Source organism: Paenibacillus sp. EKM10P, assembly GCF_011800655.1.
In the GTDB taxonomy this organism is placed as follows: Bacteria; Bacillota; Bacilli; order Paenibacillales; family Paenibacillaceae; genus Paenibacillus; species Paenibacillus polymyxa.
Genome location: NZ_JAALET010000006.1, coordinates 15,380 through 35,351 on the forward strand (window position 1 = coordinate 15,380; position 19,972 = coordinate 35,351).

The 19,972-nt window shown below is 47.7% G+C and carries 13 protein-coding genes; 6 read left to right on the top strand and 7 right to left on the bottom strand.

Features of this window, described 5'->3' with window-relative positions:
* Nucleotides 1-51: 51 nt before the first annotated feature.
* Complete coding sequence (locus HFE01_RS15910) at nucleotides 52-987, bottom strand: manganese-dependent inorganic pyrophosphatase (RefSeq protein ID WP_016820240.1); 936 nt, start codon at nucleotides 985-987, stop codon at nucleotides 52-54.
* Between the two features lie 362 nt (nucleotides 988-1,349).
* Between HFE01_RS15910 and HFE01_RS15915 the strand changes: the two genes are divergently transcribed.
* Nucleotides 1,350-5,642: a S8 family serine peptidase gene (locus HFE01_RS15915; protein ID WP_167438548.1), complete on the top strand. Its 4,293-nt coding sequence runs from the start codon at nucleotides 1,350-1,352 to the stop codon at nucleotides 5,640-5,642.
* An 84-nt stretch (nucleotides 5,643-5,726) separates the two neighbouring features.
* On the opposite strand, the gene HFE01_RS15920 is transcribed toward HFE01_RS15915, so the two are convergent.
* Nucleotides 5,727-7,223, bottom strand: coding sequence for a sensor histidine kinase (locus HFE01_RS15920; protein ID WP_107734480.1), 1,497 nt, complete (start codon nucleotides 7,221-7,223; stop codon nucleotides 5,727-5,729).
* A complete protein-coding gene (locus tag HFE01_RS15925) occupies nucleotides 7,220-7,906 on the bottom strand; it encodes a response regulator transcription factor (protein ID WP_025363783.1) in 687 nt (228 codons plus the stop codon). Before HFE01_RS15925 ends, HFE01_RS15920 begins: the two co-directional genes overlap by 4 nt.
* A 290-nt stretch (nucleotides 7,907-8,196) precedes the next feature.
* Here HFE01_RS15925 and HFE01_RS15930 point away from each other — a divergent pair, with 290 nt between their 5' ends.
* The 5 genes from HFE01_RS15930 to HFE01_RS15950 all read left to right on the top strand — a co-directional run bounded on the left by HFE01_RS15930 (nucleotide 8,197) and on the right by HFE01_RS15950 (nucleotide 13,924).
* Nucleotides 8,197-10,542, top strand: coding sequence for a glycosyltransferase family 39 protein (locus tag HFE01_RS15930; RefSeq protein ID WP_107734479.1), 2,346 nt, complete (start codon nucleotides 8,197-8,199; stop codon nucleotides 10,540-10,542).
* A 17-nt stretch (nucleotides 10,543-10,559) separates the two neighbouring features.
* Nucleotides 10,560-11,651 carry a glycosyltransferase family 2 protein gene (locus HFE01_RS15935; RefSeq protein ID WP_107734478.1) on the top strand — a complete coding sequence of 364 codons (1,092 nt, stop codon included), beginning with the start codon at nucleotides 10,560-10,562 and terminating at the stop codon, nucleotides 11,649-11,651.
* A gap of 3 nt (nucleotides 11,652-11,654) precedes the next feature.
* Entirely contained in the window at nucleotides 11,655-12,077 is a 423-nt protein-coding gene (locus HFE01_RS15940; protein ID WP_107734477.1) for a GtrA family protein, read from the top strand.
* The gene (galU, locus tag HFE01_RS15945) at nucleotides 12,074-12,955 is read left to right on the top strand and encodes a UTP--glucose-1-phosphate uridylyltransferase GalU (RefSeq protein WP_017425700.1); all 882 of its coding nucleotides are present in this window, start codon (nucleotides 12,074-12,076) and stop codon (nucleotides 12,953-12,955) included. Before HFE01_RS15940 ends, galU begins: the two co-directional genes overlap by 4 nt.
* Before the next feature lie 141 nt (nucleotides 12,956-13,096).
* Nucleotides 13,097-13,924, top strand: a complete 828-nt coding sequence (locus HFE01_RS15950; protein ID WP_107734476.1) for a class I SAM-dependent methyltransferase — start codon at nucleotides 13,097-13,099, stop codon at nucleotides 13,922-13,924.
* A 167-nt stretch (nucleotides 13,925-14,091) separates the two neighbouring features.
* Here HFE01_RS15950 and HFE01_RS15955 read toward each other — a convergent pair whose 3' ends face one another.
* The 4 genes from HFE01_RS15955 to arfA all read right to left on the bottom strand — a co-directional run bounded on the left by HFE01_RS15955 (nucleotide 14,092) and on the right by arfA (nucleotide 19,838).
* Nucleotides 14,092-14,838 (bottom strand): glycerophosphodiester phosphodiesterase, encoded by a 747-nt coding sequence (locus HFE01_RS15955; RefSeq protein WP_107734475.1) that lies wholly within the window; start codon nucleotides 14,836-14,838, stop codon nucleotides 14,092-14,094.
* Between the two features lie 90 nt (nucleotides 14,839-14,928).
* Nucleotides 14,929-15,990 (bottom strand): hypothetical protein, encoded by a 1,062-nt coding sequence (locus HFE01_RS15960; RefSeq protein WP_016820230.1) that lies wholly within the window; start codon nucleotides 15,988-15,990, stop codon nucleotides 14,929-14,931.
* A 23-nt stretch (nucleotides 15,991-16,013) separates the two neighbouring features.
* Nucleotides 16,014-17,909: an HSP90 family protein gene (locus HFE01_RS15965; protein ID WP_016820229.1), complete on the bottom strand. Its 1,896-nt coding sequence runs from the start codon at nucleotides 17,907-17,909 to the stop codon at nucleotides 16,014-16,016.
* Nucleotides 17,910-18,323: 414 nt separating this feature from the next.
* The gene (arfA, locus tag HFE01_RS15970; protein ID WP_016820228.1) at nucleotides 18,324-19,838 is read right to left on the bottom strand and encodes an arabinosylfuranosidase ArfA; all 1,515 of its coding nucleotides are present in this window, start codon (nucleotides 19,836-19,838) and stop codon (nucleotides 18,324-18,326) included.
* Between the last annotated feature and the right edge of the window lie 134 nt (nucleotides 19,839-19,972).

Here is a 19,972-nt window from a genome sequence, read left to right on the forward strand (position 1 = left end):
CTGCTTCCACTGCCCTCATGCAGTCGGGTTCAGGAGGCTTATTTTTTATCATTACAAACTGTTAAAAGCTTCAGTCAATACAGGTACAATTTGCGATTTGCGCGATACGACGCCTTTCAGAACAGCCTTGTTGTCATCCAACTGTACATTGTAGGCTTTTTCAACTGCCTGAGCCTGGCTTCCCAGCGCAATACCAATGGAATCACTGTTCACAATGTCTGTTACGACGAACAAGAACAGATCAAGATTTTTGGCTGCAATGGTTTGGGACAAAGCAGCTTCCAGATCAGCTTGACGGGACAATACGTCGTTTACGTCTACTGCGTTCACTTGTGCGATCTCCACTTTGCGTCCATTCATCTGGAATTCTTTGGCGTCCAAGCTTACTAACTGCTCAATCGTGTGGCCACTCAAATCAGCACCCGCTTTAAGCAAGTCAAAACCGTAACGGTCTGCATCCACACCAGCAATTTCAGCCAGTTCGCGGGCAGCGGCTACATCCTGATCTGTGCAAGTCGGGGACTTGAACAACAGGGAATCAGAAATAATCGCGGACAACATCAGACCTGCGATTTCTTTGGGAATGGCTACACCATTTTCCTTGTAGAGCTTGTTCAAAATGGTGGCTGTGCAACCTACTGGCTCAGCGCGGAAGTACAGCGGCTGGCTTGTTTCAAAGTTAGCGATCCGGTGGTGATCAATGACTTCAGTTACGCGCACCTTGTCAATGTCAGTTGCGCTTTGCTGGCGTTCATTATGATCGACCAGAATGACGCTGTCTGTTTCGGCAGCAACCTGCTCAACCAGACGCGGCGCGCTCACTTTGAAATAATCCAGCGCATACTGCGTTTCCCCGTTAACCTCGCCCAGACGAACCGGCTCTACGTCCGCGCCCAGTTTGGTTTTCAAGTCTGCATAAGCAATAGCTGAGCAAATGGTATCCGTATCCGGATTTTTATGCCCAAAAATCAATGTTTTTGCCAACATAATCGACTCCTTCACCTTAAGCATTTTACGTGATTGTGTAACCTCTACAATTCCAATGCAGATTATATCATTAAATCTTGCATTCTCCCATTCCTCTTCGATTGATTTCAAAAATAATCTAGTAAATTCATAACATTTCCATGGAATCTATATGTGAAGTTAACCTTATTTTTTCTAAAAATATAAAAAACATATAGTAATATATCCCACCAATATGGTAAGATATGCCTCAAAACTGGCAAGTTAGTCACCAGTGGTCAATTCTATTATTTTAGATATTAAGGGAGGCGTGAGAACAACGGCAGTGGCTTCAAATCCTAGTATGTAGAGATATCATATTTTGATTGAAAAGAGGGAAATCTTTGAAAAAGCCGATCATTTTGCAAAAAATACCTGTCGTATCACTCGCTCTTGCCTTGACGGTAAGCTTATCTCTACCGTCTTTCAGTTCTGCCGCTACTGCAGATCTGCCAATCGACTCATTTTTAAAAGCTCAGGAAGCATTAACTATTGAGTCGGCTCCAGCCTTTATCTCACCTGAGCTGAGCACAGACTCCTCTCGTCAGGTCAGAGTCATCGTACAGCTTGATGGTGAGCCCCTAGCTGTGGACAAATATGCCGCACGTTCAAGCGCCAAAGCTTTCACCGCTCAATCCGAGCAAAAAGCCGAATCTGCGATCGCCACCGAGCAAACAACGTTCGTAGACCAAGCCGCTGAGCACGGCATTTCCCTTCAAGTGAATTACCAGTACAATACGGTGCTTAACGGACTGGAGGTTACAGTGCCAGCCAATAAAATTCCAGAATTAGCTAAACTACCAGGTGTTAAATCCATTCACGAAAACAAAACGTATTATTCCATCCCCGTGCAGGACCCGCCAACACTTACAGCCAATGAAGCCACTTATGACAACGCACCACTGGACCAAATTGGTGTGCCTGAAGCCTGGGCCAAAGGATTGCATGGCGAGGGAATCAAGGTCGGGGTTATTGATACCGGTATCGATTATGAGCATCCAGATTTGAAAGAAGCCTACAAAGGCGGATATGACTCTTTTGAACAGGACAACGACCCTTACGAGGAACCTTTCCTTGAAAAAGAGAATGATCCGTACGGCACAGGTTTTAGTGGAACGACACATGGTACTCATGTCTCCGGTACCATTGCCGGGAAAGCTGCAAATAAATCCTCGGATATTGTACAAAAAGGCATTGCCTATAAATCGGACTTATACGTGTATAAGGTGCTTGGACGCAATACCAAGACCGGTCGTTCCTCCGGTTCCTCGGCTCAGGTCATTGACGGTATTGAACGTGCTGTCAAGGATGGCATGAATGTCATCAACCTGTCGCTAGGTTCAGATTCTGAAAAGGATCCCAACTCCCCGGATGCCATTGCCATCAATAATGCGGTACTTTCCGGGGTAGTCGCGGTCATCGCGAACGGTAACGCTGCACAACAAGGACCCTATTTTTATTCCATGGGTTCTCCCGCAACATCCCAGCTAGCGATTTCCGTTGGTGCAGCCACTTCGCCGAGCAAGAGCTTCTCAGGCACAGCCTCAGTGACACGCGACTCCTATTGGGAGGACAACAGTGAATTAAAGAAAACCGTAACTACTGATACCTATGCACATTACGACTTTAATTTGATGGGCTGGGAGACAGGCAGAGAGGATTTTGCCTCCGTTATGGGAACTGCCCCTTATGAGCTTGTATATGCTAATTTGGGACAAACTGATGATTTTGAAGGAAAAGACGTAGCCGGCAAAATTGTCCTCGTTTCACGGGGCAACCTGGCGTTCGTGGATAAAATCGCAAATGCGAAAGAAAACGGCGCGAAAGCCGTCATTGTTTTCAATGGAAATACGACACCTGGTGACATCACCAAGGCTGATTTAGGGGAAAGCATTTCAGGTCGCGATGACTACGTAAATTCCAATTTGGGTGACAGCTTTGACTTTATTCCGACCTTTGACATGAAAGGTAAGGAAGGTCGCGCGCTGGCTAAACAAATCGTAGACAACGCTGGAGAGAAGTTCTCCGTTTCCTTTGGTGCAGACTATATTCGCACAGATCATTCAGGTAATACCATGGCCGATTTTAGCTCCCGTGGACCCAATGGAGATGAACTGCTGAGCATCAAGCCAGACGTAAGCGCACCGGGTGTTGGCATTTTGTCGACGTACCCTGCCTTCGCCAAGTTCTATCCGGATGCATCCTATGAGCAAGCTTACAAACGCAGCAACGGAACGAGTATGGCATCTCCTCATGTGGCTGGACTTGCGGTGCTGCTGAAGCAGCAGCATCCGAACTGGACACCGTTTGATATCCGCGCTGCTCTGGCAAACACTTCGGTTACACTCTTTAATGAGGATAAAATCCAATATGATGTGTATTCCCAAGGTGCAGGTCTTGTAAACATTGCAAATGCGATTCAGACTCCAGCCCTGCTGGAAACCGTTGAAAAGATTACGATTCTTGACAAGAACTTTAATCGGCAGGAGGTTGTGAATTACAATCCTTCCGCCAGCTTCGGGGTGTTACGACCGGGTAGTGATGCGAAGCAGATCCAGCTTCAGCTCAAAAACTTATCCGCAAACCCTGTGCAGTATGAAGCCAGCTACGTTTTACATGATAATGTCACCTCTGATCCGACTAAGCCTATTGCTACCCCTGATGTGAGCAACATTGCCGTTCAGTTGCAGGGTGTTGGCGCGAATGGAGCCATCTCGGCAGAACCTGGCAAGTCACAACCGTTTTTCCTGTCTGTACAACCAAGTTCGAGTGCAGCTACAGGTGTATATGAAGGAGAGGTTATTTTAAAAAGCGCTGGACAGCCGACACTTCATCTTCCGTTCGTTGTGCATGTCGGCAAAGAAAATCCAACGACAGGTTTCGGCTTGCAGGATCTAATTTTCACGAACCCGATTATTTATCCAAGTCGTACAGGTGCGGAGCGCACAACAGATTTGGCTTTCCGTCTGACCACAGATAAAACCAATCAGATCGCGCTCTATGTATACGGATTAGATGATAAGCTAATCGGTCTGATTGATGGGATTGCCACTACGAAGGAACAAGGAGCTAACGCTCGCCTCAAACAAGGCGCATATTCCTTTAAGGGGATTAACGGAAGTTATGTTGAATTTGATGACAATGGCAAGCCTGTTCTGGATGCTAACGGTCAGCCCGTTATTCAACACTTGAAGGATGGCGTGTACAAGCTGGAAGTCAGCTCTCCAGAACTGAATGAAAAGGGAGAAGTTGAACGTAATACCGATGGTCCTAAACTGTTCACTGCCACGAAATCGATCCGTGTGGATAATAGTGCCGCATCCGGTGTTAGTAGCGGCGGAGGTGGTGGTGGAGGTGGTGGCAGAAGTAATACTACACCTTCTGCTGCAACGAATACATCCCCCCCTGTCGCTACATCTGCACCTTCACTGCAAAGCGTAGTGAAGCAAGGACAAGCTGTAAAAGCTGTGCCTACAGCCGTTGCGTTAAACAATAATGTACAGTCACTGACAGTAGATGATGCAGATCTGCAGGCTACCGTGACAGCAGCTGGCTCCAGTCCGACAGCTATCGTATTATCGGCTACTAGCCAAGCAGGCCAAACGACTAAAGCATCACTCACTTCGTCACAGCTGGCAACGCTGGGCAAAGCGGTAGCAGGAAGCAGCTTGATTGTGAGCAATACAGGTTCTTCCCTGGCTTTGCCAGTATCTGCTCTAAAAAATGCACCTGAAGGTGCAAGCATTGAAGTGGTTATCAGCAGCCAGGCAGAGGCGAGTGGCACATTTACAAGCAAGCTTAAAGGCTCGAATGTGATCGGCACCCCGGTAGGGTTTGAGGTCAACGTTGTCACTGGTGGCAAGAATCAACCGCTCAAAGTGGCCCCAGGACAGTTCATTAGCCGATCCTTTACCGTACCTGGTCAAATTGATCCTAATACAGCCGGTGTGCTCTATACGGCGAATGGAAATGTCTATCCTGTTCCATCCGTCTTCACCAAGCAAGCTGATGGATCTACCATTGTTAAGGTAAGTCGTCCAGGCTTCTCCACGTATGCAGCGGCGACACGTCCTGTTAGCTTTGAAGATATTTCATCGTCGTATGCCCAATCCGAAATTCGATCGCTAGCGAATAAGTTGCTAATTAACGGCACAACCGACACAACATTCTCACCGAAGCAAAACGTGACGCGTGCAGAATTTGCAGCCTTGATCACCCGGGCACTTGGCCTGACACCAGGTACTGCTGCACCATTCAGTGATATTCCGGCAGGTAGCTGGTATTCCGGGGATGTGGCAGCCGCTTATGAGGCCGGATTGATTACAGGTCGCAATAACGACAAGTTTGATCCGCAAGCAAATATCAGTCGTCAAGAAATTGCTGTTGTGCTGGGCAAAGCAGTGGACTTGCTTCAAATCAAAACAGCAACCGATGGTCCTGCACGCACACCGTACCATGATACTTCATCCTTTGCAGGCTATGCCAAGGACAGTATTGAAAAAGTAAGTGCAGCAGGTATTATTAACGGAGCCACGATCAAAGGCTCTTCCTACTTCCAGCCGAATGCGCCTACAACACGTGAGGCATCTGCCAAGGTGCTGCATGTACTTTTACAAAAAGCTGCGCTGATTAACTAACAATTAAAAAAGCCCCCCGAGCCGTTATTTAACCAAAGTCGCGGTTCGGGGGGCTATTCTTATGTTAGACCATAATCTGCGATACTATACTGTTCCTGCTAAAGGCAACGTTACTTTAAATACACTTCCCGTTCCCAGTGTGCTTTCAGCTGTAATGCTCCCACCGTGAGCTTCCACGATCGATTGTGTAATAGCCAGACCAAGGCCCGCTCCACCTGAGCTGCGTGTACGCGATTCATCTCCACGATAAAATCGCTCAAATATCCGCTCCAGCTGTTCCTTCTCCATGCCGGGTCCATTATCACGAATTTGAATATCTACCAGTTTCTTACCAGCCGATAGGTTGACATGGATCACGCCCTTCTCCATATCGGTATGTTGAACAGCATTGTGAAACAGGTTAAGCACGACTTGTTTGATCTTATCGCCTTCTGCCAATACCCGTACACCTGCTGTCATATCAAAAACTACCTTACGTGTGCCTGCCAGCATAAGGAGCTGCGGTTTCATTTCCAGCAGCAATGCATCTAGCGATATGTCTTCCAGCTTCAACTCTGGTGTTCGATCCAGCTTAGCCAGCAATAGCAAATCAGAGACAAGCTTATTCATCCGCTTGGATTCACCATACATACTCTCTAGTGCTGATTGGAGCTGCTTTGGATTGGATGCTGCTCCACGAAGCAGCACTTCCAAGAAACCGTGAATGGATGTGAGCGGGGTACGCAGTTCATGGGAGGCATCCGCAATAAATCGTCGCATTTGCATCTGCAATTCCCGCTCGGCAGCAAAAGAATGCTCCAACCGCTCCAGCATTCCATTAAATGAAACTGCCAAGCGATCTACCTCATACTGACCCTGCTCTGCGTCAAAGCGCTCGTCCAAATTGCCCGCATCAATACGTTTGACTGCCTCGACCATTCTGGAAAGGGGCACCAATGTGCGGCGAAGCACAGGAAGCATAAGTGCTAAACCAATCGCAAGTGCAATCAGGGACAATAAAATAAAGGTGCGGAGTTGATTGATCAACTGCGCCTGCATAGAATTCGTGGATACGCCCATTTGAAGTAACCCTGACGAACGGTCTGGTGGTCCGAGTGGGCGAAACACAACCAGCTGCTCTTTTCCCTGAGCATCCGTAATTAATTGATAGCCGTGACGCATGCGCTTGCTCTGCTGCATTGCTTGATACTGCTGAGTGGTGAGGCGCGGCGGTTTAAGTCCATTTTCATTGGACAAGCTCTGGAAGGTGCCGTCTATACCTATAGAAGCAAGCGACATATCCGGCCAAAACAGAAACGGTCCCGGTCGATTACTTCTCCGATTGGTCTCACCTTGAGGAACGGTGACCCCAGCTCCGCTCTTTTCCTGCGAATCCTTAATCAATAAGTCGGCAGGAATTGAATTCAGCTGTGTATCCATAGCTTCCGCGCGACTGCGATACAAAAAATCTTTCATTAGAAAGTATTGGAGAAAACCGATCAATACGAGCAATAAAGCCAAAATGAGTAAGGTTCTGGCCAAAAGCTGGGACCGGAGAGAACGAAGCGCATATTTTCTCCGACTTTTCCCTCCCGCCTTCATAACAAATCCACTCGGTACCCAACACCACGCAGCGTCCGAATGACCCGATGCTCCTTATCTTTGAGTTTTTCACGTAAGGAGCGAATATACACTTCCACAATATTATCCTCGCCCCCAAAATCATACCCCCAGACTCGGTCCAAAATACGACTTTTACTCAGCACAATTCCGTGATTCAACACCAGAAACTTCAATAGTTCGTATTCGGTAGGCGATAACTCCAGTACCTGGTTCTGATAGCGAATCTCCTTCCGTCGGTCATCCACTTGAAAGGGTCCGTGAACCACTTCCCCCAACAGGTCTGGGAACTGATTTCGCAAACGCGCTTCGATGCGAGCCAGCAGTTCATTAAAACTGAAGGGCTTTACGATATAATCATCCGCGCCGAGCTTGAGCCCTTTTACCCGATCATCCACATCATCCTTGGCTGTCAGCATAATGACTGCGATGTTATCCTCTGTCTCCTTGAGACTTTGGCATACCTCAAAACCGTTCATTTCAGGCATCATCACATCCAGCACCGCTACATGCGGACGAAACTCTCTAGCCAGTTCGAGCGCATCACTCCCGTTCTCGGCGGTTCTGACTTCATACCCTTCATTAATCAGTCCAAGCTCTAAAAATTGCAAAATATGAGGCTCATCGTCTGCCAGCATAATCTTAACTCCGTGTATTGGATTCATCATTAATCTTCCCTTTCATATTGGCTCATTTTTCTCACATTAAAAGTCGGTTCATTTTTTACCTGTATCTAATATACCTGAATCCTGCCGTAAAAAAAGCACCTCATCTCAGCTTTCAGCTAACGTTCAGGGAGCGCTCAGAACTCATTAAGGTACGTATGGCATGATAATAGCAAGCCGGTAGTTCACCGGGCCAAGATCGGAAGCGACTGGTCATTCCGCAGTCCTGAAGATAGCGGCTAGAACAACGGAATAAAGACAAAGAAATTTTCACAGGGAGTGGAATGAACATGATTAAAAAATGGTTCAAGACCAGGGCGGACATCCCCCTGATCATCATTATGCTGATATCCGCATTTTTGAACGGATACAACATCTGGCAAGACAAGTACGTGAACACCTACTACACGACGGCGGTAGCAAGTATGCTGCAGAGCTTTCACAATTTCTTTTTCGCCTCACTTGATTCTGCAGGATCGGTAACGGTAGACAAACCGCCAGTGGTGTTCTGGATTCAGACGTTGAGCGCCTATATATTCGGGCTTCACGGATGGAGCGTAATCCTGCCACAGGCGCTGGCTCAGGTCGGATCGGTCTTGCTCATCTACTTACTCGTCAAACCGAGCTTTGGTACACTGGCCGCACGCCTGGCTGCCTTCGCCATGGCAACGACACCGATAGCCGTAGCGGTTAGCCGCACGAATAACATTGACGCTATGTTGGTCTTCACATTATTGCTCGCAACCTGGCTGTTGTTCAGAGGCCTTAAAAATAGCAAAACCGGGTTGATCCTGGCAGCTTTCGCAGTCGTCGGCGTCGCTTTTAACGAAAAAATGTTGCAAGCCTATATGATCGTTCCGGCGTTGGGCCTGTTCTATCTGCTAGCTTCCAAGTTTAACTGGAAACGTAAAGCAATTACGTTGGCAGGCTCGGCAGTAGTCCTCTTGATTGTATCGCTCTCTTGGGCAGTCATAGTGGACTCCACTCCAGCCGATGAGCGTCCTTATATGGGGAGTAGCGGAACCAACTCTGTACTGAATTTGGCCTTCGGTTATAACGGCCTGTCCCGCCTGACAGGAGATCAGGGAACAGGTGGAAATCGTGGCGGTCAACGCTCAGAGCAGAACAACAACGTTGCAACGAACAGCAACAATACGAACACAGATCAGATCCAGACGACTCCATCATCCAACAGCACTACCACTACAGATGATTCTGGTGCCAACAACATGACAGCAGGCGGACCTGGTGCAGGTGGTCAAATGCCCCCAGGCGGATTCGGGGGGAACGGACAAGGCGCTCCTGGTGGAGACGGACAGGGTGGTCCTGGTGGTGGCCCGGGTGGAAATTCCGGTGGCGGCATGTTCGGTACTGGTGAAAAGGGGCCTTTGCGGTTGTTCCAATCTTCCCTATCAGGCCAAGCCAGCTGGCTACTTCCGTTCGTAATCATTGCATCTATCGGCTTGCTTGCCGGTATTCGACGCCGTAATATCACACAGAAATATAAAGAGGTTATCTTCTGGCTCGCCTGGTTGATTCCCGTAGCTTCATTTTTCAGCGTAGCAGGTTTCTTCCATCATTATTACCTGATTATGCTTGCACCACCGATTGCAGCGCTCTTTGGAGCAGGGTTCGTAGAATTGTGGCAGCAGTATCGTGAGCGTTCCAACTGGCTCTCCTGGCTGTTACCCGTGGCAGTATTGGCAACATCGGTATTTAGCTGGTTCATTCTACAAAATTACAACGACACCATCGGTAGCGGCTGGTCCATCGCGGTATTAATCCTAGGGATCATCGGCACAGCACTCCTGGTGGTAGCACGAATGAAATCTGAGAAGTTCACAAGATATGCCATTATCGCAAGTGTACTTGCTATGTTTATCGGCCCTGTGTACTGGGCATTGACACCAATCGTCTACGGGGGGAACAGCATGATTCCACAAGCTGGACCGACTCAATTTGGCGGCGGCGGTGGCGGAATGACAGGCCGCAATGACGGCAACAGAGGTTCAGGTTTCAATGGACAACAAGCTGAAGGAATACAAGCGAATAACCAGAACAATAATGCAGACAATTCCAGCTCTGACGGAAATACTTCAAGCACACAAACAAGTACTGACACGGAACAGAGATCTTCTACCCGCTCCAGAGGAATGGGAGGACCGAATGGCAGTCAAAGTTTAGATCAAAAAACGTTGAGCTACTTACAAAAAAACAATACAGGTGAAACCTATCTTTTCGCAGCAAGTAATTATTCAACAGCCGCTCCTTACCTGATCGAAGCCGGACAAAAGGTAATTATTATGAACGGTTTTGTGTCTTCCGATCCGGTCTATACCGTCGATAAAATCAAGGCGCTGGTTGAAAGTGGGCAAGTGAAATACTTTATGATTTCTGGTGGCGGCGGTGGACCGGACGGCGGCAACTCCGAAGTCAATGCATGGATCAAGGAACACGGCAAAGTAATCCCTACAGATGTATGGAAAACAACAACAGAAGAAACAAGTACAGCAGTGAAAGCAACCGACAGCGGAAACGACGCCACAAACAGCAATGCGAGCGCTCAGGATGGCCAAGGCGGACCTGGCGGAGACGAGCGTGGCGGAAGCGGTACTTTATACGAAATCACATTATAAATGAGGAGGAACTACGAATGAGTGAACCCATCCGTTATTCCATAGTTATCCCAATGTACAACGAGGAAGCCGTTATTACGGAAACCTATCGGAGGCTGAAACAAGTCATGGGCTCAATGGGTGAGCCCTATGAGCTGATCTTCGTCAATGATGGAAGTTCGGACCGCAGCGTCCAGCTCATCAAGGAATTCAGTCTCAGAGATGACACGATTGTATTGATTGATTTCTCTCGCAACTTTGGTCATCAGCTAGCAATTACCGCCGGGATGGATTATGCGGTGGGAGAGGCGGTCGTCGTCATTGACGCCGACCTCCAGGACCCACCGGAGCTGATTGTTGAGATGGCTAACAAGTGGAAGGAAGGCTATGAAGTCGTCTACGCCAAACGGCTCAAACGCAATGGCGAAACTCGTTTCAAGAAATGGTCTGCCAGCCTCTTCTATCGTGTACTTAAAGCATCAACGGATATTAATATCCCAGTCGACACCGGGGATTTCCGTTTGATGGATCGCAAGGTCATAGATGAATTGAAACGGCTGCCGGAAAATAACCGATTCGTACGCGGTCTGGTCAGTTGGATCGGCTTTAAACAAACCGCTGTTGAATATGAGCGCGATGAGCGGCTCGCAGGCGAAACCAAGTATCCGCTAAAACGCATGATCAAGCTCAGTCTCGACGGGATCACATCCTTTTCGATTAAGCCGCTCAAGCTGGCAGGATATATCGGCGCACTTCTGTCCATGTCCGGCTTCCTGTATCTGATGTACGTATTGTTTCTTAATCTTTTCACCGATTCCTATGTGATGAAAGGCTGGTCATCCATGATTAGCATCAGCCTGATCTTCGACGGGGTGATTCTGATTATCCTCGGTATTATGGGTGAATATATTGGGCGGATTTATGACGAAACCAAAGCGCGTCCGCTCTACATTGTCCGTGAGCGTTTGGGTGGACAATACGATAACGGTCCGACGCATGCTATGAATGTTCCTAAACAACGCGACTCCCTGTACATGCAAGGAGCCCGTGACAGCCTGATTTCGGGTGCACGTACAGTACGCGGCAACAGCGCGGCATATACTGGACCCAAATCCGGCCATGGAGCCTAATCCATGAATAGTCGCATAGCCCAGTTGCTTCCTATGATCCGATTTGGCATCGTAGGTCTGGTGAATACGGGTGTAGATTATATCATTTTCATGCTGCTGGCTTGGACCGGAGTGCCGGTCGTGGTGGCGCAGATCATTTCGTACAGCTGCGGCACAGCCAACAGTTATATTTTGAACAGCAAATGGACATTCGGCAAACAACGAGAAAAAAACACAAATAAAAGTCAATTACTCAAATTTATCGTGATCAACCTCATCGTATTGGGGATAACATCCTTATTATTGCAAGTGCTTCAAACTGAAACCGAGCTGCCGCTTGCTTTAGGCAAGCTGATCGCCACTGCAGCCGGAATGATCATCAATTATATCGGGAGCCGATACTGGGTATTCGGTTCCCCATCCCGAAAGGAAAGTGAGTCCCTATGAGAAAAATTACAAAAGCCGTTATTCCTGCCGCCGGTTTAGGTACCCGTTTTTTGCCAGCTACGAAAGCTTTACCGAAAGAAATGCTTCCCATCGTAGACAAACCAGCGATTCAATATATCGTAGAAGAAGCCATCAAGTCCGGAATTGAGAGCATCATTATCGTTACGGGACGTAATAAAAAAGCCATCGAAGACCATTTTGACAAGTCCGTAGAGCTGGAGCAAGTACTGGAGAGCAAGGGTAAATATGATCTCCTGCGTGAAGTACAAAGCATCGGGGGCAAAGCAGTCATTCACTATATCCGTCAAAAAGAGCCGCTCGGCTTGGGGCACGCGGTACGCTGCGCACGTCAGTTCATTGGCGATGAGCCCTTCGCCGTGTTACTGGGCGATGATATTATGAATTCCTCCACTCCGGCGATTCGTCAAATGATGGATGTTTACGAAGCCACTGGCAAGCAAGTGGTCGGCGTGCGTACAGTGGAAGAACAGGATGTAAGTAAATACGGCATTATTGACTCTATCCGCCAGAATGGTCTTATTCATGAAGTCGGCGGGCTTGTTGAAAAACCCGCTCCAGCAGATGCTCCTTCGCGACAGGCCGTCATTGGTCGCTATGTATTGGAGCCTTCTATTTTCTCCATATTAGAGAACATGTCGACTGGAGCGGGCGGTGAATACCAATTGACAGATGCTCTGCATCAAGTAGCATTGCAGAACCAACTGCTCGCATTGGAGCTGGAGGGCACACGCTATGATATTGGTGATAAAGCCGGCTATCTGGAGGCGGTGCTCCACATGGGCATGCAGCGCGAAGATTTGCGTCCAATGCTTGACTCCATGATGCGTGAGTGGGCGCTTGCTTCAATGATAAAATAGGAGACTTTCCTCCACCGAAATCCGATGATGTTGTGAAAACACAAAAGTAGCTGGTTAAGCACATAAACTTGTACAATGTAAGAGTACAGAACATCGGAATTTGTTCGGTCGCCCGGCCGAAGCTAAGGAGGAAAAGACCCTATGATTCCTGAGGGAAATCTGCAAAGTAATGTGGATCGTTTCAATGGCTTTGCCGACAACTACGATCAGCACCGTCCAGAAGCGCCATCACTCGTGGTGGAAATCATCAGCCGCTATCTGGATCGGAACGTAGAGCTAGTTGCCGATATTGGCTGCGGTACCGGACTTTCAACTTTCATATGGAAAGACAGCGCTCAGCGAATCGTCGGCATCGAGCCTAACCCGGACATGAGAGGAATAGCGCAGCGCAAGCTGGAGAGAGCAGGAACGACAATGGCAGGAGCTATTTCCTTCGAGAGCGGGTTCTCCAACAACCTGCCCTTTGAGGACAGCACTGTGGACGTCATTACCTGCTCTCAATCCTTTCACTGGATGGACCCCGAGAGCACGCTTCAGGAAGCAGGCAGGGTCTTGGCTCAAGGCGGTGTGTTTGCAGCCTTTGACTGTGACTGGCCTCCAGTGCTGCAATGGCAGATCGAGCAAGCTTATACAGAGCTTATCACCAAAGCAGATGCCACTTTGGAACAGGAAGCTCCTGTAGAGCAACAGGCTCATAAATGGAGCAAGGATCAGCATCTAGCTAATCTGCAACGCAGCGGACAATTTCGCTATACTCGGGAGATTGTCTTCCACAATCGTGAGCAATGTGACGCAGACCGTTATACTGGGCTCGCTCTTAGCCAAGGGGGGATTCAGAGTCTTTTCAAACTTGGCAATCGAACACTTGATGACGATATAGCTCGCTTCGTGAAGCTGGTAGAGAATCATTTTGAAGGCAGAACACTGGATATCCTGTTCAGCTATCGTATGAGACTTGGCATCAAATAGAACGGGATCAAAATTGTCGTGATCATATTCTCTTCGGCTCAAGCAAAAAAAGACTCTCCTTGTCTCGTGAAAGCGAGTACGTAGGAGAGTCTTTTTTCATTCAATACATTTCTACTACTATTTCCGTACAATCTCTAGTAGTAGTGTAGTTTTGCTGCGCCTTCCTCTTAAGAAGAGTGGACAGCTAGAATGTGCGCCAATCGATCTGGGTAGTCTGTAATGATGCCGTTCACTCCAGCCTCCAGCAGACGCTCCATTTCTTCCGGCTCATTCACCGTCCATGGGTGGTAGACGACACCTAATGCCAAGGCCTCAGACACAGCTTCTGGTGTAACCACTTGCTTATAGGCATGAAGTGCTGTAACCCCGAATTGGGTTGCATATTCCGATGGGCGAACCATAATTTCAATATACAGCGCTCCTGTCTTGATCTCAGGGGCTATCTGCGCACAGAGCGCGAGCGATTCGTGATTGAAGCTGGATAAGATCACCCGCTCTTCCAATCCGAAACGCTTCACAGCGGCAATAACCTCTTCCTCCATCCCTGGATAGAGATGAACACTATTTTTCAATTCCAGATTAATAATGGTATCCGAGGACTGGGCCAGTTCCAGTAACTCATCCAGCATCGGTACCCGCTCGCCTCGGAATTTCTCATCAAACCAACTGCCTGCATCCAGTTTATTTAATTCTTCCTGCGTGATATCTTTTACATCTAGTGGGCAACCTGTCGTGCGCTCCAGTGACTCATCGTGAATCAGCACCAAATGCCCATCTTGGGTACGCTGCACATCCGTTTCAATACCCGTTGCTCCCAGTTCTAACGCATGGCGGAAAGCCGCCATCGTATTTTCAGGACATACCCCTGAAGCTCCGCGATGTGCAAAATTAATCACCTTCTGGGTCATAGTCACGATCTAATCCCTCCTGTCATTTCAAACAAGAACATTGTACTCGTTCATTGTTTGGGCTGTATAAAATATTCATCCCAGATGCCTGTTCTTCTACGCGGGTTGAACGATCCTCCCGATCCAATCCGAATAAAATGTATTCCCATTCCGTCGATCAAATTCGGCTGCTGCTGACTCTGCCAGAGGTTTAAAATACGCAATGATCTCTTCTAACGTACGTTCCTGTTTGCCCCATTCAAAAGATGCAGGCATCCGAATCAAACGAAGTTTGCTCGAAGTATCCAGCTTTTGCAGCAACCCCACCATCGCTGCGTAAAAATACATTTGCTCCAATCCGCTCTCATAGTCCAATGCGATGTGCAAATGACGTTCCACCACTCCGATGCCTTCAATCGGATTTGCAACCGTCAAATACTCAATATGCTCTGCGATCGTTTTCAGGAAGTCACGGTCATCACGCACCAGGCGATAGCCTTTGCGATACTGCTCCTTCGCCTGATCAACCTCGCCTTGACGATACAGCGGCAATAGCACCTGCGAGAGCGTCACATGCGGTACTTCTGCACATCTCATCCGTCCCGATAAAATCGGTTTTGCCACGGCAAGCGCCTGCTCGTCTTCCCCGGTCAAATAATAGAAGCGCACCATCTGGCTCTGCTCACAGGCTTCACAATCACTCATACTGTCTGGCTCAATCACGCGGAACATATCCAGATACCGCCGTGCTTCATCCAGTTCCCCCATGTCCATCGCGATGCGGAACTTATAATAGTAATATGGACGCTCATTATACCCGTATTCGGCATAACGTCTGCGCATATCCTCCACCAAATCTTCGATTTGAGTCTTCGATATATTGGAAAAGCTGCACACCTTCCCGAGTATCCATTTGTAGTTCCACAACAGCTCAACGGGGTCGTACTCCTCTGGATTTTGGTCAAATTGACCCAGCTGCCATGAAAAAGCAATCAGTGATTTCAATGGATATCCGTTAAAAATAGCACAGTCTACAATCTCTCCCCGAATTTCATAAGCGAGCTCCTTCAAACCTGAAGTATCCGCCAAGCGAACAGCCTCTTCCAGAATCGCCAGCTTCGCCGCCCCTCCGGGCATATCCTGCGCCTGCTCCATCAATTCATATATCGTCTCTTCCATTTGAATCCTCCTTTATTACGCAATTACGTATTCTGTCCGTTCCCTAATCCCCAATTGATAAAATGCAGCACACTCCGGTTCATCAGCTCCAGCTCACTGCGGTTCATCGGATAGTGACCCATCATAAGTGCATTCACATACATCATTTCTGTGGCAGCCGTAATCATCTGTGTATCAGTAGCTTCAAAAATTCGCGCCACTACCGGGTTGTTGAAATTAAAATACAAGGTCGAGTAGCCCGCGTTCTGCTGGACTCCCGCTTTTAGACTATCTAGCACATTGGAAAAAAGTGAAGTTGTCTCTTCAACTGTGTGTTCCATGGAGCGCAAGGTTAGTGCATCCTGTGAAATGGTGTAAAGCACAGGCAGGCTCGCAGGCTCAAAACGCTTCAACTCAGCACGGCAACGCATTGGCTGCAATGCAGCATCCATCACACGCAGCACACCGTAATACTTTGTGTGCTCTTCCTGCGTCAGTCCGGTAAATGATAAAGATACATCCTCAGGGCTGAGTCGCTCTGTTTGCAGGGTAGCGTCGATCCAGTGCAGCTTATCCAAAATTTCTGCATCATAGATATATCCGCCATTGATCACCAGCATCGATTGCGCTGCCGCCACATGCGTAATCTGGCGATACTCATCCACGGTCGCCGTGTAATGGAGCGGACGTCCGCCCGCCTCTCGGATCAGTTCACTCAGCTCGCGCCGCCCAAATGTACTTTCGAAGGAAAACCAGCGATGCATAATCCGCAGAAACTCATCATCCTCAACCGCGAGCGCCTTCATGGACAGCTCATGCAAACGAATCCAGTGCTGCAAGCGGTCTGGCTCATATTCCGCCATGCGTAGCAGTTCTTCGCGAATACAGGTCCCCAATTCAGAACGAACCGCATCAAGCTGCTCATTTTCATAAAAATATTCACGTGATGCCGTTGGTTGCAATTCATCTGTCCAAATCAGGCTTTTAATGAAAAATGCCCATTCTGGCAATACATTTTCCGCTTTGTCAGACACGAGCATATGCTTCAAGTACACCCGATGCAGCCGCTTGCTGTTCAGATTAACACTGCGAGGCAAAATGAATGCAATCCCGCCTGTTCTACCCGATGCTGTCCGTAGCGGTATAAAATCACTGAAGCGCTCACCCATCAGACGATAGCCTAAATCCAGCACCTCACCGCGGCGGCTCCGTAATTGTTCCGGGTCTTGCATCCAGCTTGTCGATGGAAGATTGACCTGCTTGGTCTCCCCGTCTACAGACAGCAGGACAGGATAGGGAAGCAAGGCTCCATAATAAAATAAAGAATCTTTCACCTGAGCTGGCTCATAATAAAACTCGCTCCCTGGCTTGCAGCGCAAATAAATTTGCGTCCCTGTAGGCAATTGGGTCTCTAATCGACGAATTGTATATGTCCCATCCGGCTTCCCTTTCCATTCCATAGAGACGCCTTCCTTCACCGAACGGGTCAGTACTACAATCTCATCGCTCACCATAAAACAAGACAGTAAACCAATCCCAAAACGCCCGATAAATGAAGTCTCCGAGGTCAGCAAGTCAGCTCCCTTCTTGGAAGACTGCCCGATGATCGACAGAAACCGGTGAATGTCTTCTTCCGACAATCCAATCCCGTTATCCTGAATCATCAATACCTGCTGGTCCCCGGCACCGGATAGCTCCACGATGACTTTGCCTTCATAGTCGTTACTCTCAAAAGCTGTATCTCCAAGAGTATTGTCTTCTTTCAATGGTTTACTTTCAGCAGCAGCCTTCCCCAGCTCCTTGCGAGCTGTGATCGCATCTGTTGCATTTTGCAGTATTTCACGTATAAACACTCGTGGACTGCTATATAAATGATTGGCCAAAATATCAATCATGCCGCCCAAATTCACTTGAAAACGATATTCGTCCGTTTGACTCATAGAGATCATTCCTTTCTCGAAATGCTACAGCCATCTTTTTTTCAAAATAGCTATCTTTTAAAGTATAACGTGGATTCAAGTCGGATTACACACCCTCGTTTCAGGTATCAATTCATTGACAACGGTATAACAGGGTCTTTTTTCACCCGGGAATGTCGGACCTGGGTCTAATTAACTTCACAAAAATGAATAAAGCACGAATACTTAGTGAATAAGGATCATCTTTACCTAGTTAAATTTAGGAATAAACATAATATTTATTAAATTTATCTCTTCCTTTCGAGCACTAGATCAATGGAGGGACAAATGACTCATTTTATACAAAAAGCCCGCATTCCTGCTCTTGTAGTAGCCTTACAAGAGAGAATGCGGACTTATTAGGCATAGCCTAGTGCGTTCCTTTTAGAAAGAGAATTAATGAGACTTAGCAAGACGGATCACGTTCCACGAGGCTTTACCCAGATGAGCTTTTACAATTCCGTCTTCAAGCTTCGCATTGCCACCGTTATGAGGCGTAACCTTTTCACCAGCTGGGCTGTTGGTCGCTTTGAGATCATCATGCTCCAGCACAGTATGCTCGACAATGCGGTAACCCTCAAAACTGCGTACATCTACCGTCAGCTCCAGCGATTCAGACAAGTGACGGTTTACTGCAAAGACCGTCAGCGCATCTCCCTCTTCATCATAAACCACAGCACTATCCAGATATGGAATATCTGTAAAGTCCTTGGAGTCGTATTTTTCGGAGTCCACTACAGGCATCAGCGATATCCCACGACCATAACGAGAGGCATGGAGATACGGATAGAAGATCGTTTGCTTCCACGCTTTTCCGTTATTTTCGGTCATGATTGGTGCAATAACGTTGACCAGCTGAGCCATACAAGCCATTTTTACACGGTCTGCGTGACGCAGGAACGTAATCAACATGCTGCCGACCAACAATGCATCTTCAAAATTGTAAATATCCTCAAGCTGCGGTGGTGCCACAGACCATGGATCAATTTTTTTGTCCGCATCATTGGAGTGGTACCACACATTCCATTCGTCAAAGCTGAGCATCATTTTTTTCTTGCTGCGTTTCTTCGCTTTGATATAATCACAAGTCGAAATGACTGTACGAATAAAATGATCCATGTCCATAGAACGTGCCAGATAATTAGCCGTATCATTGTCATGGTTGCCGTAGTATTGGTGCAGGGAAATATAGTCAGCTACCTCATACGTATGATCCAGTGTGGTTGCCTCCCATTCCGGGAACGTCGGCATCGTGGAGCTGGAGCTCCCACAGGATACAAGTTCAATGTCAGGGTCAATCAGCCTCATAGCTTTTGCAGATTCTACAGCCAGACGACCATATTCCTCTGCTGTCTTGTGACCAATCTGCCATGGACCGTCCATTTCATTGCCAAGGCACCAGGTTTTAATCTTATGTGGCTGCTCTACACCGTGACTACGACGTAAATCACTCCAATAGGAGCCTCCTGGATGGTTGCAATATTCCACCAAATTACGCGCCGCATCAATACCACGCGTACCCAGATTTACCGCCATCATTACTTCGGAGCCAACATCCTGGGCCCATTTAAAAAATTCATTCGTCCCTACTTCATTCGGTTCGACCGTTCTCCACGCCAGCTCTAACTGTCTAGGTCTGGATGCGACAGGGCCAACGCCGTCCTCCCAATTGTAACCGGATACAAAATTACCGCCCGGATAGCGTATAATAGGAACATCTAGTTCTTTTACCAGTTCTTTAACATCATTTCGGAAACCGCTTTCATCACTGGTTGAATGAGTAGGCTCATAAATACCACCATATACAGCACGCCCGAGGTGCTCTACAAAAGAACCATAAATGCGTTTATCGACTTCAGCAATACGAAAAGACTTGTCTACGATCATCTTTGCTTTTACAGCTGCTGCCACCTAAACCATCCTCTCTGAATGCGAAAATAAAATTTGTTGTACCTAAAGCTAACAAGCCATTTTATTAACGCTTTCAATATAACACACCATAATTAACATAGTCAATATTATTATTAAATACTTAATATATATAT